This window comes from Flavilitoribacter nigricans DSM 23189 = NBRC 102662, assembly GCF_002646595.1.
Lineage (GTDB): Bacteria > Bacteroidota > Bacteroidia > Chitinophagales > Saprospiraceae > Flavilitoribacter > Flavilitoribacter nigricans.
In genome coordinates, this window is sequence record NZ_PDUD01000024.1 from 165,429 (window position 1) to 180,115 (window position 14,687).

The 14,687-nt window shown below is 48.5% G+C and carries 13 protein-coding genes; 5 read left to right on the forward strand and 8 right to left on the reverse strand.

Annotated elements, in window-relative coordinates; all coding sequences use genetic code 11:
- The 5 genes from CRP01_RS19895 to CRP01_RS43205 form a co-directional block, all read right to left on the reverse strand.
- Complete coding sequence (locus CRP01_RS19895; protein ID WP_099151843.1) at window positions 1–777, reverse strand: GLPGLI family protein; 777 nt, start codon at window positions 775–777, stop codon at window positions 1–3.
- A gap of 208 nt (window positions 778–985) precedes the next feature.
- The gene (locus CRP01_RS19900; protein WP_099151844.1) at window positions 986–1,303 is read right to left on the reverse strand and encodes a hypothetical protein; all 318 of its coding nucleotides are present in this window, start codon (window positions 1,301–1,303) and stop codon (window positions 986–988) included.
- Between the two features lie 41 nt (window positions 1,304–1,344).
- On the reverse strand, window positions 1,345–1,665 hold the full coding sequence (locus tag CRP01_RS19905; RefSeq protein ID WP_099151845.1) for a hypothetical protein: 321 nt from the start codon (window positions 1,663–1,665) through the stop codon (window positions 1,345–1,347).
- A gap of 218 nt (window positions 1,666–1,883) precedes the next feature.
- Entirely contained in the window at window positions 1,884–2,381 is a 498-nt protein-coding gene (locus CRP01_RS19910; RefSeq protein WP_099151846.1) for a hypothetical protein, read from the reverse strand.
- Between the two features lie 79 nt (window positions 2,382–2,460).
- Window positions 2,461–2,583: a hypothetical protein gene (locus tag CRP01_RS43205; protein ID WP_262510331.1), complete on the reverse strand. Its 123-nt coding sequence runs from the start codon at window positions 2,581–2,583 to the stop codon at window positions 2,461–2,463.
- 588 nt (window positions 2,584–3,171) lie between these two features.
- Between CRP01_RS43205 and CRP01_RS19915 the strand changes: the two genes are divergently transcribed.
- The gene (locus tag CRP01_RS19915) at window positions 3,172–4,674 is read left to right on the forward strand and encodes a hypothetical protein (RefSeq protein WP_099151847.1); all 1,503 of its coding nucleotides are present in this window, start codon (window positions 3,172–3,174) and stop codon (window positions 4,672–4,674) included.
- Between the two features lie 691 nt (window positions 4,675–5,365).
- Window positions 5,366–6,868: a hypothetical protein gene (locus tag CRP01_RS19925; protein WP_099151849.1), complete on the forward strand. Its 1,503-nt coding sequence runs from the start codon at window positions 5,366–5,368 to the stop codon at window positions 6,866–6,868.
- A 196-nt stretch (window positions 6,869–7,064) separates the two neighbouring features.
- Here CRP01_RS19925 and CRP01_RS19930 read toward each other — a convergent pair whose 3' ends face one another.
- Window positions 7,065–8,318 (reverse strand): hypothetical protein, encoded by a 1,254-nt coding sequence (locus CRP01_RS19930; RefSeq protein WP_099151850.1) that lies wholly within the window; start codon window positions 8,316–8,318, stop codon window positions 7,065–7,067.
- A 321-nt stretch (window positions 8,319–8,639) separates the two neighbouring features.
- On the opposite strand from CRP01_RS19930, the gene CRP01_RS19935 reads away from it, so the two are divergent.
- Window positions 8,640–9,416, forward strand: a complete 777-nt coding sequence (locus CRP01_RS19935) for a hypothetical protein (RefSeq protein ID WP_143473461.1) — start codon at window positions 8,640–8,642, stop codon at window positions 9,414–9,416.
- A 25-nt stretch (window positions 9,417–9,441) separates the two neighbouring features.
- Here the strand turns inward: CRP01_RS19935 and CRP01_RS19940 are convergent, their stop codons facing one another.
- Window positions 9,442–10,101, reverse strand: a complete 660-nt coding sequence (locus CRP01_RS19940) for an aspartate kinase (protein WP_099151852.1) — start codon at window positions 10,099–10,101, stop codon at window positions 9,442–9,444.
- Window positions 10,102–10,227: 126 nt separating this feature from the next.
- Between CRP01_RS19940 and CRP01_RS19945 the strand changes: the two genes are divergently transcribed.
- Window positions 10,228–11,568 (forward strand): aspartate kinase, encoded by a 1,341-nt coding sequence (locus CRP01_RS19945; RefSeq protein ID WP_099151853.1) that lies wholly within the window; start codon window positions 10,228–10,230, stop codon window positions 11,566–11,568.
- 163 nt (window positions 11,569–11,731) lie between these two features.
- On the opposite strand, the gene CRP01_RS19950 is transcribed toward CRP01_RS19945, so the two are convergent.
- Entirely contained in the window at window positions 11,732–12,430 is a 699-nt protein-coding gene (locus CRP01_RS19950; RefSeq protein ID WP_099151854.1) for a hypothetical protein, read from the reverse strand.
- A gap of 92 nt (window positions 12,431–12,522) precedes the next feature.
- Here CRP01_RS19950 and CRP01_RS19955 point away from each other — a divergent pair, with 92 nt between their 5' ends.
- Entirely contained in the window at window positions 12,523–14,487 is a 1,965-nt protein-coding gene (locus CRP01_RS19955; RefSeq protein ID WP_099151855.1) for a tetratricopeptide repeat-containing sensor histidine kinase, read from the forward strand.
- The last annotated feature ends 200 nt before the right edge of the window (window positions 14,488–14,687 follow it).

Sequence of the window (14,687 nt, forward strand, 5' to 3'; positions counted from 1 at the left end):
TTATTTTTCCTGGAATTCGTATTCTTTCTCCAGCCAGTTGTGCGAGACTTTAGAGATATTAAAGGTGACGCCGCGCGGAAGTTTGGATTGCAGGTATTTACCGAAATCCTCTCCCGTCCCTTCTTTGATCGATACCAGTTCGGGCAGGCTAACCGATTCACCGACTGTGGGCGCTTCGATAATCATTGCGGAGGCATTGGGAATCTGCAGCGATCGGAGTTGGAAGTAGGCCACCTTTTCTTCATCGTATACTTCCACTACCAGTCCCGGCAGTCCGTGCAATTTCCAGGGACCGATCCGTACGGGTACTTCCGGTGCAAACCAGGCATGATAGGTACGACCCCGGAATTCGCCGATCGCTTCCTGGCAAAGGAATTCACCGATCTTTTTGGACGAACGGGTCAGTTCCCAGTCGATGGCGGTCAGATCTTCCTGCACGATAAAGGCACGGGATTTTCCGTCGGTAAACAAGAGTTCCCGGGAGACGATCTGCTTCTGATCCAGATCCGTGAAATAACGGGTTCCCAGTGAGTCTTTGCTTACGATATTGATATTCCAGTTCCTGTCACCGTATTCGTTTACTTCCTCTTCGGCGCTGGTCCCCTCCCCTGCAGCCGGCTGGTGGTAACAGAACAAGGCCTGCTGGCTCTCCAGGCTGAGCGTCGCCTTTTTTTCCTGGTTGTTGAGAATGACGTAGTATTCAGCGGATAAGCTGCTTTGCTGGGCCTGAACACCCAGGCTGAGCCCCAATAGGGCGATGACGATAAAAGTTTTCATTGGATGCGTGATTAGGAAAATTGATTTGGGGCTGCCCAATTGGCAGCTAAGTGCTCATTACAGCCCCAAAATCAATTCTCGCATGAGTAAGGAGGAACGGTTTGAGCGCAAATCCTGAGAATATTCACCGGGCAGTGCGGACCATTTCCCGGTCATGGCTTGCTGCCCCAGTGACGGGATCGGGATCGGCGCTATACTGCTCCGGATTTTAAAAATCGCTACTAAAGAAATCCTTGATCTTTAGTCCCCAGCACTCGTACCATTTGATCCCGTCGATGGTCACGGTACCTTCAATGGTGGTGCCGTTGTCCAGCGTAGTGCTCACATCGATGGTACAGGTACCGAATGCTTCGGAGAATTCGATCCGCTCCACCGTCAGTTGGGCATGATCCGAACTGAGTGGCGTAAGGGCAGCTTGTTGTACCGCCTCGTAATCCTGTGGGATCGCATTGCCGGCGTAAACGGAGGTAGAGAGTACGGTCAGGGCCAGGGCCAGCAGGCCGCACATGGTTTTGATGGCATTCATAAGTGCGTATTTAAAAGGTCAATAAATGAGGTTTCTGATCCTTATTCGAAGGCCGACATGATGTTTTGGAAAGTTCTGGCTACTTCTTTACAGTCATCGCCGGTTACTTTGAATTCGATCGTTACGGAATCACCGCTTTCGGTAGTTACCGTCAGTTTTCCTTCCAGCGTGCAGGCTACGATCTCAAAATCACCGGACAGTTCTACATCCAGGACAACGTCGGTCAGGTTCTGATCAACATTCAGGTCCAGTAGATTGACCACCTCTGCTTTGGGCATTTCGGTTTGGTTAGCCGCGGAGGCAACATTGGTCATTGCGAAAAAAGCGAAGAACAGTGCAGCGAAGATCATTTTGGTTTTCATGATAAATAGAGATTTAAAGGTTTAAAAATGAATTGTTATGGATTGGGGAGTTATCCCCTGAGTTACAGTTTACTTGTTTTCGGAAGTGCATATAATCTTTCTTCCGGTACAAATGTGGTGGCTTGGCTTACTTATTCCGCCAACAGAAATCCACAATTTCTTACCCTCAGATTCTGAAGATTTATTTCCATTTTTCAGCTCTAATAGGCACTAACTAGTTATTTCAATACTTTTTTTGAGCCAAATCTTTCCTTATAATGCATTACCGATTTGGCATTTCTCTTGCGGGTATAGATGTAGATCCGATAAAACCGCCGGTCTTCCAGGAGCCGGTAGCGTCCCGGTAACAGATAGGCTCCATCCAGATCCAGAGCCCGGCAGACGGATTCCGGGAGTTCGAGGCCTTCCCGGAGCCAAAACCAATTCCCGGAGAAGTGATAGCGGCGCGTGCGGGCCGACATACCGGCCTTTTCAAAGTAGAGCAGGCAACCGCCGGAGGCATGGTAAAACAGTTTGCCTTTACTCCGGCAACAGTTTGTTGAACAGCCCTCCAGCAGTTCTTCTTCGTCCGCTTCGATCCGGCAAATCCCGTGAAAGCGGCACTTGTATTTGGGCATTCCCAGGATGATGTCTACCCGGAGACCGGTCTTTTTTCGATCCGGGGCCCGGCGGGGGTATTCCCGGTATGGTGCTGCGGGTTGGTGGATAGTCGTCATGATCAAGAGTTTGTAAATCTGCGGAGCGGGTGATCCGTCCGCCTGGTTCGATAGATATCTGCCGGTGAGCAACCGGCGGCTACAGTACGACTTCTTCACTGATGAAGATCAGGTCTTGCTGCTCGGCGGGGCTCAGGGCGTTAAAGGCGTCGAGGCTTCCAATTAGTCCGAGGTTGATCAGGAGGTTTACCAGTGCAATCATGATGTAAGTTTTTTGGTTGTTTGTTGTTGATTACATCACAAATCTAGGGGCGATCTCTGCCCGCACCACCAACAGAATCTTACCTCATCTTTCCCGCAGAATGAGCCATAACAACCGGGCTAAAACCGGCTAACCACCTGAATATTAAGTTGTAAAAAAATCAGAAAGTGAGTTTATTTCTTTCGTCTAATCAAGCTATTTCCAAATAAAAAACCACCAAAAAACGCTATCAACAAATTAAAAACAGGGGTGGCGTAAGTCTCTTATTTTACATAATTTTACCCGACTTCAATCATCCGACCAGCACAGTATTCAGCCTTTTCAACCATAAACTACTTTTAAAGTTATACTGACGTTAAATGGATTTAGCCCTGACAGGTCAAACACCGTCAGGACCCGATCAATTTGAATGCAGTACCTACGCAATAGGTTTGCCTTTTGTGGGAGCAGACCGGACAAGGCTTTGCCGTCGACCAATAGTAGGCAAAAACACGCTGAGTCCAATCCCCGAAATTCAGATCTATCCGCGTTTTATTTCGATATGCCTGTCCATTATCGAGCCCTATTTTTTTATATAAAATATGGAAGGTGAAAAAACTCGTTGAACTAGTTCGGGTGGTAAACAAGAACAAGATCAAGTCTATTGAGATCATTGGCAGCAACACGGACAATGATACCAAACTGATGCAGCTTTACAACGGCATTCAGGGAGGTAAGATCAATTCGGACGACGATGCGGTGGCCTACCTCTACCCCGATTCCGACGACCGGAATGCTTATTATAAACTCAAACACGTCCTGAAGGATCGGCTCCACAACACGCTGTTCTTCATCGATACCAAGGAGAGCAAATTTACGGACCTGAAAAGGGCCTATCTGGAATGTCAGCGTTTGCTGTCATTATTCAATATCCTCAATGTGAAAGGGGCTAAACAAAATGCCCTTTCCTGCGGGGAAAAAGCGCTGAAGATCGCCCTAAAATACGAGTTCACCCACGAGGTGATCACTATTTCCCGGAGTCTGACCAACTACTACGCTCCGCTGGTCGGGGATCGCAAAAAGCTGGAATATCTGCACCAGCTTATCGAGGAGCACATCGAACTCTATCTGAAGGAAACCATTGCGGAAAATCACTACCAGAAGATCCTTTCCCTGTACGCGAACGACCGGTCTACCAAGGAAGAAGTATTCGAGATCTCCAGTAATTACATCCGGGATCTGGAAGATTATAGTACCCCAAAGGAATCATCCAATCTGGTGTATTTTACCGCCATGCTACTGATCGCAAAATACATGAGTGTGAACGATTACCAGCGGGCGCTGGAGGTTTGTACCAAGAGTATTGCGAAGATCCGGAGCCACCACTTTCTGAACACCCGGGCTTATTTTGCCCTGTCGGGGAATCACCTGATCTGCTGCATCCAATTGAAAAAATACCAGGAAGGAGAACAGCTGGTAGCGGACCTGATGCAGATGGTGGAACTATCGACGATCAACTGGTTCAAGATCAATGAACTGTATTTTACCCTGTCGCTGCATACCCAAAATTACCAGCAGGCCTACGAGTGCTACCAGAAAGTGCGGGCCCAAAAGAAGTTCCGCTCTCTGATCCCCAGCGTGAAAGAAACCTGGATCATTTACGGGGCCTGGACCCACCTCCTCCTGATCACCGGCAGGGCACAACCTCCGGCAGGAGAACGCCCTCCAACCTTCAGGATCCAGAAATTCGTGAACGAGGTCCCTACCTTTTCCAAAGACAAACAGGGATTGAATATTCCCATCCTTATCTCTCAGATATTTTTGCTGCTCCAACAAAAGAAATACGATACGATCCTGGACCGGATGGAAGCAATTGCCCAGTACAAATACCGCTATCTGAATTACGAGCAGAATTTCCGGAGTAATATTTTCATCCGGATGCTGCTCGAAGTACCCAAGGGCAATTTCCGACGGGTGCAGGTGATCAAACGGACGGAAAAACTACGCCCCCGCCTGGATGAAGTCCCGCTGGAAATTGCCAGTCAGAGCCACGATCTGGAGATCATTCCCTACGAAGACGCCTGGAAAATACTGCTGGAATTACTGGAATAAAGCAGAGGATGACGGCCCCTTTCCGCCAACTTTAGAGGATCGGCTGAACACGATGGTATCGGCATTTACCACATCGGATCTCCGGTCGGTTACCGGGAAAAAATAAGGTGAGATAGTTAGCTGTAATTCTTTCTTCGAGCGCATGATTTTTGGTTTTAGTGCTGTAGAATGATTACAAAACTAGGTGGTATGTTCCAACCGGTCACGGACAAATCTGCATGATTTCTTTCCCTTAGAAAAACGGCATGAAATCTAACCTACCAAAACAAATAACTGAAAACCAATTACTTAAACAATAAAGTACTACCCAAATTCCTTTCCCCAAAAGCGATCACAACCGAAATAAAACACATAATATCATCTCCTACATCAAAATATAAATTAGGCTATTTGACCGAATGCCAAATTTTACCTATATTGATCGCAAGCAATTCTCTAATCCTACCCTGTAGCATTATTCGTTCTAACCCAACCGGGCTTTCAGAGCTCCAATTTTGCAACACCCGCTGATTAAAATTTATACGGACGTAAAACTGGTTCGGGACATTCGGACCAATTAAGTGCAGCATATGCTGACCGAAGGTGATTGGGCCAATCCCAAACCACTTTGCGTCGGATACAGGTAAGATCATCATTCATTTTATACCAGGCAGACAAAACTATAATTGTAACCTTTCAAACGTCAATTGTTTTGAAAAGACTAATTGAACTAGTCGACATTGTTACCAAAAACAAGGTCAAATCCATTGAGATCATTGGGAACGGGATGGATAGCGATACCAAACTTATGCAGTTCTATCAGGGTGTTCACAGCGGCAAACTTAAGAATGACCGGGAGGCTTTCGAATACCTTTACCCCGATATGGACAACCGGAACGCCTATTACAAGCTGAAACACGTACTGAATGAACGCCTCCGGAATACGCTGTTCTTTATTGATATCAAAAAGAACAAATTCAGCAACATCAAACGGGCCTATCTCGAATGTCAGAAAATGATCGGTCATTTCAACCTGCTCCTAACCAAAGGTGCACGGACCAATGCGCTGTATATCGGGGAAAAAGCGTTGAGGATCGCCGAGAAGTACGAATTTACGCAGGAGGTGATCTTCCTGGCCCGCAACCTGGCGTCCAACTATGCTTCCATTTACGGCAACCGCAAGAAATATTGCGAATTTTCCGAAAAGGTTTTTGCCAAACGGGAGGTTTTTCTGGCCGAGACGATGGCCGAAATGTTCTTCACGGACCTACTCTCGCTTTACGTCAAGGATAAGTCCACAAAGACCTACGTTTACCAGCTGGCGACCGACCATCTGAAACAATTGCAGGTCTACCGGGACAAAGTCCATACCTCCAACTTTCTCTTCGCCTACAATATGCTCCGCACGATCAAGTACATGAGCATCAACGACTATCAGGCCTGTTACGAAGTAACTTTCGAAGCTCTGGAAGGTATCCGGCATTACCGGTTTTTCAATACCCGGGCTTTCGGTACCCTTTCCTTTCAGTACATCGCCTGCTGTATTCAGCTCAAAAAATACGAAGAAGGGGTGGCCATTATCCGGGAGTTGCAGGAAATGATCGATCCGGGCACCTTTAACTGGTACAAGATCCAGGAATTGCATTTTACCCTTTCGCTCCACACCAAAAATTACCGGGAGGCCAATGAGATCTACCGGCTGGTCAAGCGACAGCCCAATTTTTGCCAACTCGTGGACAATACCCGGGAAACCTGGATCATCTACGGTGCCTGGATCTATCTGCTGAAAGCCACCGGCAACATCCCCTGTCAGCCGGGACAGGCGATCAACGGGTTCCGGATCCAGAAATTTCTCAATGATGTTCCCACTTTTGCCAAGGACAAACGGGGATTGAACGTGCCGATCCTGATCTCCCATATCTTCCTGCTGCTGCAACAGAAACGGCATGACGTCCTGCTCGACCGGCTGGATGCCATTGAAAAATACAAAAGCCGGTACCTGGACCGACACCACAACCTCCGCAGCAATGTATTTATAGATATGCTGATGCAGGTGCCCAAATTTCATTTTCGTAGGAAGAGAGTGGTGCAAAAGACCAAAAGATTAAATGCCCGACTGAAGCGGGTACGCCTGGAAGTGGCCAATCAAAGTCACGATCTGGAGATCATTCCCTACGAGGATGCCTGGGAGATCTTACTGGAAATGCTGTACTGAGGCAATAAAAAAAGCCTTAGCCCACACTAGGTGAACTAAGACCGTAAATCTATAACTTGAACAGTGTATAAATTACTTTTTGTGTCCGAATAGGTTGGGAAAGGGCGAGGAAAAAGGCTTGCCAGATCTAAAGATCCAGCAAACCTCTTCTTACCTCGGTTACAAAGTAATCACTGATATTACTTGTTACTTACTACTACTTATTCTGTGTAGATGCAGAGCTACGTCCCCAGGCATCAACGTCAGCCAGTGCGTGCAGTGCTTTGTTGGCTTGACCAAAGAAATTATAAATTTCAGTAGCCTGGTCAGTCATCAGGCGATCCGGATTGATCGCGTTTGCAGCTGAAGTTACCTTCGTAGCTACATCTTTAGTTTTGTCGGTACCTTTTTTGTCTTGAATCGCATTGATCATTACAGCAGTCATTTCAAATGCTTCGCGAGTAATGTCAGCGTGGTCGGTAGACATCGGGTCTTTCTGCAGTTCTGTGGTTACTGACATGATCTTCTCTTTCTTGTCAGACCAGGCGCTGGCGTCAATGTCATGAGCACCGGCAACTGCCCAGATAGCAGATACTAGTTTCTGCAGACCGTTGTGGGTATATTGGTGATTGAGTGCTACTTTGTTGTCTGCTTTTTCAATCCACTTATTGTAAGCAGCTAGCGCACTAATGTTAGAGGTGTTGGTGGTGTAGGTAGCAGTTCCTTTAGAAGTCCAGTCTTTGCTGGTATCTTTCTTGTCGGTCATGCTTTTGTCCATTCCAGTGGTAGTGGTGGTAGCGGTAGACTTATTGTTCCACTCTTTTTTGTCAGTCATTTTCTTGTCGTCAGAAGACCATTCCTTTTTATCTGTGGTAGTAGTGGTGGTCTTGTCAGTCGACATGTCTTTCTTTTCATCCCAGTTCATGGAAGTATCCTTATGTTTTTTCGTAGGATAGTATTCCCGTACTTCGATCATCATGGGAACGATCTGGATCAGACTGGCTTCTTCTACGCGACTCTGCATTTTCTCTTCGAGCAGGAAGAAGTTGATGGCTTTCTCATTAGAAACGATGTCTTCGAAACGGTCGAAAAAGTCTTTTTTCAGTTCCATTTCTTTGATCTGGGTTTCCCAGTAGTTTTCAATGAAGTCCGCTCTTTCGTCCGCTTTTTCTTCGGCATCATCGTCTTCCATCATCTCGTCGCGGTACTTTTCTACCAGTTTGTTTCTTCTCTGAACGATGTCCTTTTTTCTGGAGATGTACTCGGCATAGAGGGGGTCAAACTTGGTGATTTCGTCTTCGGTCAGCTCTAGAGATTCAAATGCCATTTCCCGGAACTTTACATTATAATAGTTCTCGATCATGGTCTCGTACTGCTCGGGCGTGGGTTCTGTTGTGGTGCTTGCCTCCTGGGCATTAAGCATAGGGATGGCGCCCATAAACAGCGCGCAAATGAATAATAACTTTTTCATTATCAGTTAGTTTTAATTTGGTTTTTTCACTAATTATAATTCATCTTACAAACACGCAGAGGAAAAGTCGTGTTCGTTTTTTTTTCCAGAATCTCCGAAAAGTATATTTTTGAAGCGTCGAAATATTATCAGTTCATGAAGCGAATTTCAGTCAGATCCCCGCTGTTTACAGCACTTTGGGCAATTTTTATTCTTCCAGGATTTTTTTTCATCTGCGGGTGTTCAAAAAAACCAGAAAGTTACATTGAGGACTACTATCCACTCGTCTACCGGGGGGATCTCGCCTTTTTTGAAAAGGATTACGAAAAAAGTTATGAGCTATTGGAAGAAGCCGTAGCAATTTTAGAACCCACCAATTTCGAACCGTACCGGGAACTGGAAAAACTCGCCTTCCTGTCGGCCCAATTGGGAGAGCCGGAAAATGCCCTGACGTATATCGATCAACTGATCGATCGGGGATACGAACTGGAAACTTTCCAGCGGGATACCAGCTTCAACGGGCTGCAGGAATTGCCGGCCTGGCAGGAATTAGTGAAGCGTTATCCGGAGAAAAGAGCAGCCTACCTGGAACGGGTAAATCTCCCGCTACGCAATAAGATCCGGAAAATGAATGAAGCGGATCAGTTGTATCGCTCCCGACCGGACCGGCAAATGTACCGCAACCAGCAACTGCGTCTGGATTCACTCAACGCCAGGCAACTGAAAGATATCTTCGAGACCTGGGGCTACCCGGGTGCGGACCTCATCGGACACATTCCCCCGGACAGCACCGAGCAACTGAGCGTACGGAGCATTCTCATGCGCACCTCCGGAGATATGCGCCAGCAATATTTTATTCCTAAACTCAGGGAATTTGTGAAAGCCGGAACCTGTCCTCCCAAAGATCTGGCCCTGGTGATCGATCAGTATCACCTGAACCGGGAAGGTTATCAGATGTACGCGACCATGACCGGCCCGAACGGGCTCTTTCCGGTAAAGGATCAACGTCGACTGGATGAAAGACGCCAGGCGATCGGCCTGCCTACTCTGAAAATGGAAATGCAGCGAGACAGCGTGATCCGGATGTCCTTTTATCTGAAAAATCTGCTTGATAAATAGACCTTGAAGGCAGTAACCCAAGGCATTAATTTCCCCGCAGGCCGGCAACGGTAGAGAAGGCGCGATCCAGGTCTTCATTACGAACGATGATGGTAAATTCATTGGAGGTCGAGATCAATTCGATAAGGTTGATGCCCCGCCAGGCCAGATCCTTTAATATATAGTAGTAGACCCCGTACAGATTCCGGTTCTCAATCGGCAGCAAAAGCGTGATGGCGGATAGGTCCGTCTCTTTGGAAAGTAGTTTTTCGTCGGAAAAAAAGCTGGCGACCTGATCTTCCAGGGACGAAGTAACCAGGATGGTCGTTTCGGTCACGCCGCGCGATACGGAATAAAACAGATTCGGCCGGTTTTCTACATCCCGCAGCAGGCGTGCCTGACAGGTCGGTAGCGTATCGGAGTTTCGAAAAGTATAATCGATGAGATCCGTTCGGACGTTGAGATCGCTCAATTTTCGGAAAAAACTCTGCAGCGAACGCTTCTCATAAGCCAGCTTCCCGGCGGGCATCCGGTTGACGGCCATGACAATGGCGCCGGTCTTAATGGGTTTCCCCAACATGCTTTCTACATCCGGCTGCAGCTTCCTGGCCAGTGCCGATACGTTGATCAGACCTTCCTCCAGCGATTCCATCAAAAACGGAGACCGGCGTACCAACTCCTCCACGATCTCTGCAATTTTTACCATTTGTTAAATTTTTCACAAAATGTGAAATAGTGTGCAAATATCCAAATTCTTTGCACGCCTTTGGTGCTGCCCGTAGTTTTGCAGCATCAAATAATTACTAACCATTTTATTCAATCGATTTTATTCATGAAAATTCTCAAATTCGGAGGGACGTCAGTAGGAAGTGCGGAAAGAATGCGTGCTGTTGCCGAGCTGATTCACGATGACCAACCGAAAATTGTGGTTTTATCTGCTGTTTCCGGCACAACGAATAAATTAGTTGCACTCGCCGATTCCCTGCTGCAAGGCAAACGGGAACAGGCGACCGCCCAATTGGGTGAACTGGAGAAAGAATATAGAAAATTTGTTGATGAACTTCTGCCTTCGGCTTTTTACCAGCGCCGGGCGGAGATGGTCCTCAGCACCATCTGGGACCAGATCCGGAGTCTGACACAAAAAGAGTTTATCCCTAGTTACGAAAAGGTAATCCTGGCGCAGGGAGAACTGATCTCCACGGAATTGTTCCACCTTTATCTGGAGAGTCAGTCCGTTCCTTCCCGCCTGCTGCCTGCTCTTGATTTTATGCGTACAGATGAGCAGGGAGACCCCGATTTGTCCTACATCCTGGAGGAACTAGAGCATCTCTTAAGTGACAGAACGGGTGTCCCCTACTTTATCACTCAAGGATATATTTGCCGCAACTGCAATGGCGAGATCGATAACCTCCAACGCGGTGGCAGCGACTATTCCGCCACCCTGATCGGTGCCGCTCTGGAAGCGGATGAAATTCAGATCTGGACGGATATCGACGGCATTCACAATAACGATCCACGGATTGTAGACAAAACTTTCCCGCTGCGGAAAGTGTCTTACCGCGAAGCCGCCGAGCTGGCGTACTTCGGTGCGAAAATCCTGCATCCTACCTGTGTGATCCCGGCCGAACAGGCCCAGGTGCCGATCCGCCTGAAAAATACTTTCGCGCCCGAAGCTCCGGGTACGCTGATCTCTTCCGAAGGTTCCGGCCGCAGCATTACTGCGATTGCCGCCAAAGACGGCGTTACTGCCATCAAGATCCGTTCGGGCCGCATGATGAACGCCTACGGCTTCCTGCGCCAGGTATTCAGCGTATTTGAGCAGTTTCAGACGCCGATCGATATGATCACCACCTCCGAGGTGGCCGTCTCTCTAACGATTGACAATAATACTTATCTGGATGCGATCATCGGGGCTCTGGAGCCTTTCGGTGAAGTGAGTTACGAGACCGAGCAAACTATTATTTGTATCGTTGGCGATCATCTGCATCGCCAGACGGGCTTCACCCGCGATATTTTCGATGCGCTGGAAGACATCCCACTGCGGATGGTTTCCTACGGTGGTAGCAACAACAACCTGTCCATTCTGGTGGCGAGCTCCTACAAAAAGCTGGCCCTGAAATCTCTGAATGCACAGTTGTTCGGCCAGCGCCTTTCAGTTGGAGAACATGTTTAGAGCATACTAGTCTTAAAACCCATAGTACCCCGATGGATAGATTCTATTCATCGGGGTTTTTATTTGGAGTCGATTCGGCTTGGGAATGAGCCTAGAAGGACCATAGGCATCCGGATCCGCGTAAGTACCGATCCCATTATCCTGCATTTCCGCACTTGGGGATCTATTTTTGGGAATTACTCCCTACCGTGAATTGGTAATAATCGTACACCAGCAGAAGGCTGTCCTCCATGTAGTGGCGCTCCTCATCCAGGCGGGCGCGGTGCAGGGCGAGCAAATCCTCTTCTTTTTGCATCAGTTTGAATAAAGTCCGGGAGATCTTGCAGAAGCGTTCAAAATCATCGAACTGCGGCAGGTTTCGCGTACCCAGTATTTCCAGCAGGCGCACAAAAGCCGGTCCTTCATACAGGGTATACTCCGCCGGATAACGCATCGCCAGGTAGAATGAGATCATCTGGTAGCCGTCATCGTGGTAATGGTTGTTATCAATACTCCGGGGATGTTTGCGTTTGTATTCCTGCAACAGCTGGTCGCAGTGGAATACGAAGCGATCCACCCGGCCGCTGATCTCCGTCCGCTCGTTGAAAAGATCCTTAAACACCTGTCGCAAATAATTATCTTCCAGACTCATGAAGCCAAGCATCATCTGTTTGGGTTCGTAATTCTCCCGCCGCCAGTGCCGACGCGTGTGCTTACTCTGCAAACTTCGATCGTACATCTCCGCCAGATCTTCGGCATCCAGATCCCAGTTATCCTGAAAATGTTGCTGAATTTCCCAAAGGTAGATCCGCTCGTGGGCATCCGGGCCGCTCAGGAATTTGCGGTAGGCCTGAAATGATTCCTGTATTTTGGTGACTTGCATCCCGTTCGGTTTATGCCGCGAATCTATGAATTCATGGAGTACTTTTAGGCCAAATTTCCCTTAATTTGTTGAAGTCGGCCAAACTCATATCCATGAAGGTAACTGCTTTCCTCATAATTTTCCTGCTGTTTTCATTCCGGACAGGACATGCATCCACTTATCCGGATAGCCTGCGTACCCTGATCCGCCACAGCGAAGACCCGCCGGAAAAACTCCGCCTGCTACTGGATCTGAGCGATTACCTGCGGATGCGCAAAAATGATAGTACACTCGTTTTGGCCCAGCAGGCCGAGGCCTTGGCGATGGAACTGGAAGATTACGAAAGCGCACTGGCGGCCACAGCTACCCGCGCACTCTTTTACCACAGTATCGGAGATGCGGAGAACGCTAAAACGATCCTACTGACAGCTCTTCGCAATGCGAATGCCTGGGCGGTATCCGATATGATCCCGGTGCTGCAAAACAATCTGGCCCTGATCTACCGGCGCGAGGGCCAGCGGGATTCTGCTTTCTACTACTGGTCCGAAGCGGAGAAGTATTATGAGGCCCAGGTAGATCTTCCCTACGAAGTATGGAGGATCTACCTGGGCATGGGCAACCTCTACTGGGAACGAAATGACCTGGAAAATGCCGAACGCTATCTGCGCAAAGCCTACGATCTGACCGCCGACCGGAATAAGGCCGTAGACTTCGGATTTGTGCTTTTCCAGATCGCCGACTTCTATTTTTCCACCGACCAGTTCGCGCAACTGGCGGAAATGAAAACCATCTGGGACGAAAGACAGGCCAAACGCAGGACCGCCCGGGAACTCATGGAGCTTCCGGAACATACCAGCCTCTTATATCTTTTCGGGGAGATCAAACCCGATATCATTCCCCGCCTGGAACGGGCCGCCGCTTTTTATCGCCAGTCAGGCAAACTTTTTAACGAAGCCTGGACACTGGAAAACCTGGGATTTTACCTGCACCGCGAAGGTCAATACGAGCGGGCAATCGATATTTTGGAAGGCGTACTGCCGGTTTACCGGGAGGCCAACCGCACCGTGCGGGCCGGCACCGTCCAGTACGAACTGTATAAACTCTATAAGGCTACGGGCCAGGTGGAAAATGCCCTGCAAAACCTGGAGGAATACACCACGCTGAAAGACAGCCTTCGCTCCGAAGAGATCGAGAATAATCTGGCCGATCTGCAGGTACAGTACCAGACCGAAAAACAGGAACAACAACTGCGGATACAGGAACTGGAACTGGAACAAAAAACGCAACAGCTGAATGTTTTTCTCATTGCCACCATTGTACTGGCGATCCTGGCTTTCACCATATTTTTCGGCTACCGGCAGCGGCTGCAGACCAACCGGCAGCTCAGCGCCCAGGCCAGCGAGATCCAGGCTCAGAAGATCCGGCAGCTCGAACAGGATAATCAACTGCTCTCCCTCAATGCCATGATCGAAGGGCAGGAAAGCGAACGGATGCGCATCGCCCAGGACCTCCACGACGGGATCGGAGGATTGCTCACCACGGTCAAAGCCCACTTCTACGCTATTCAGGAACAGGTCGATAAATTACAACAACTCAATATCTACCAAAGGACCAACGAACTGATCGATGAAGCTTGCGTCGAAGTCCGGCGGATCTCCCAGAATATGATGCCGCGGGCACTGCAATTGCTCGGCTTACAGGGCGCCATTGAGGATCTGGCGACCCAACTGAGGCAAAAGGGAATGAACTGTGAGCTGGAGATCATCGGGCTGTCGGATGATCTCGGCCGGCCGCGCAAGGTCATGTTATTCCGGATCATCCAGGAACTTTGTAACAACATCAGTAAACACGCCGGCGCCAGTCAGGTCTTTATCCAGTTGCTCCAGCACGGGCAGGAGATCAGCCTCATTGTGGAGGATGACGGTCGGGGATTTAATTACCAGGCGATTGCCGGTAAAACACCTTCCCTGGGTCTGAAAAATATCGCATCGCGGGTAAAATTCCTGAAGGGCAGCTGGGATGTGGACAGCGTACCCGGAGAAGGTACCACCGTCATGATCCGGATCCCGCTGGATTAGGTCCCCACCTTCGGCCCAGGGCTGTTCAGTTCTATAAAAACGCAATGCGAATTTTTCAATTACAAGGTCAAGCACAATAGCAATAGCAAGCAAAAGGCAGCTTTCTGCTCCAATTTTGACCTTTTCGCCTGATTTTGAGTTATTTGAAATTGCTATTGCCATTGAAATTGCCATTTTTATTTTTAATAACTGAACAGCCC

Excerpts from the sequence above, each read along its gene's own strand:
- CRP01_RS19895 (WP_099151843.1), bottom strand. The coding sequence starts at position 777 with ATGAAAACTTTTATCGTCATCGCCCTATTGGGGCTCAGCCTGGGTGTT.
- CRP01_RS19900 (WP_099151844.1), bottom strand. The coding sequence starts at position 1,303 with ATGAATGCCATCAAAACCATGTGCGGCCTGCTGGCCCTGGCCCTGACC.
- CRP01_RS19905 (WP_099151845.1), bottom strand. The coding sequence starts at position 1,665 with ATGAAAACCAAAATGATCTTCGCTGCACTGTTCTTCGCTTTTTTCGCA.
- CRP01_RS19910 (WP_099151846.1), bottom strand. The coding sequence starts at position 2,381 with ATGACGACTATCCACCAACCCGCAGCACCATACCGGGAATACCCCCGC.
- CRP01_RS43205 (WP_262510331.1), bottom strand. The coding sequence starts at position 2,583 with ATGATTGCACTGGTAAACCTCCTGATCAACCTCGGACTAATTGGAAGC.
- CRP01_RS19930 (WP_099151850.1), bottom strand. The coding sequence starts at position 8,318 with ATGAAAAAGTTATTATTCATTTGCGCGCTGTTTATGGGCGCCATCCCT.
- CRP01_RS19940 (WP_099151852.1), bottom strand. The coding sequence starts at position 10,101 with ATGGTAAAAATTGCAGAGATCGTGGAGGAGTTGGTACGCCGGTCTCCG.
- CRP01_RS19945 (WP_099151853.1), top strand. The coding sequence starts at position 10,228 with ATGAAAATTCTCAAATTCGGAGGGACGTCAGTAGGAAGTGCGGAAAGA.
- CRP01_RS19950 (WP_099151854.1), bottom strand. The coding sequence starts at position 12,430 with ATGCAAGTCACCAAAATACAGGAATCATTTCAGGCCTACCGCAAATTC.
- CRP01_RS19955 (WP_099151855.1), top strand. The coding sequence starts at position 12,523 with ATGAAGGTAACTGCTTTCCTCATAATTTTCCTGCTGTTTTCATTCCGG.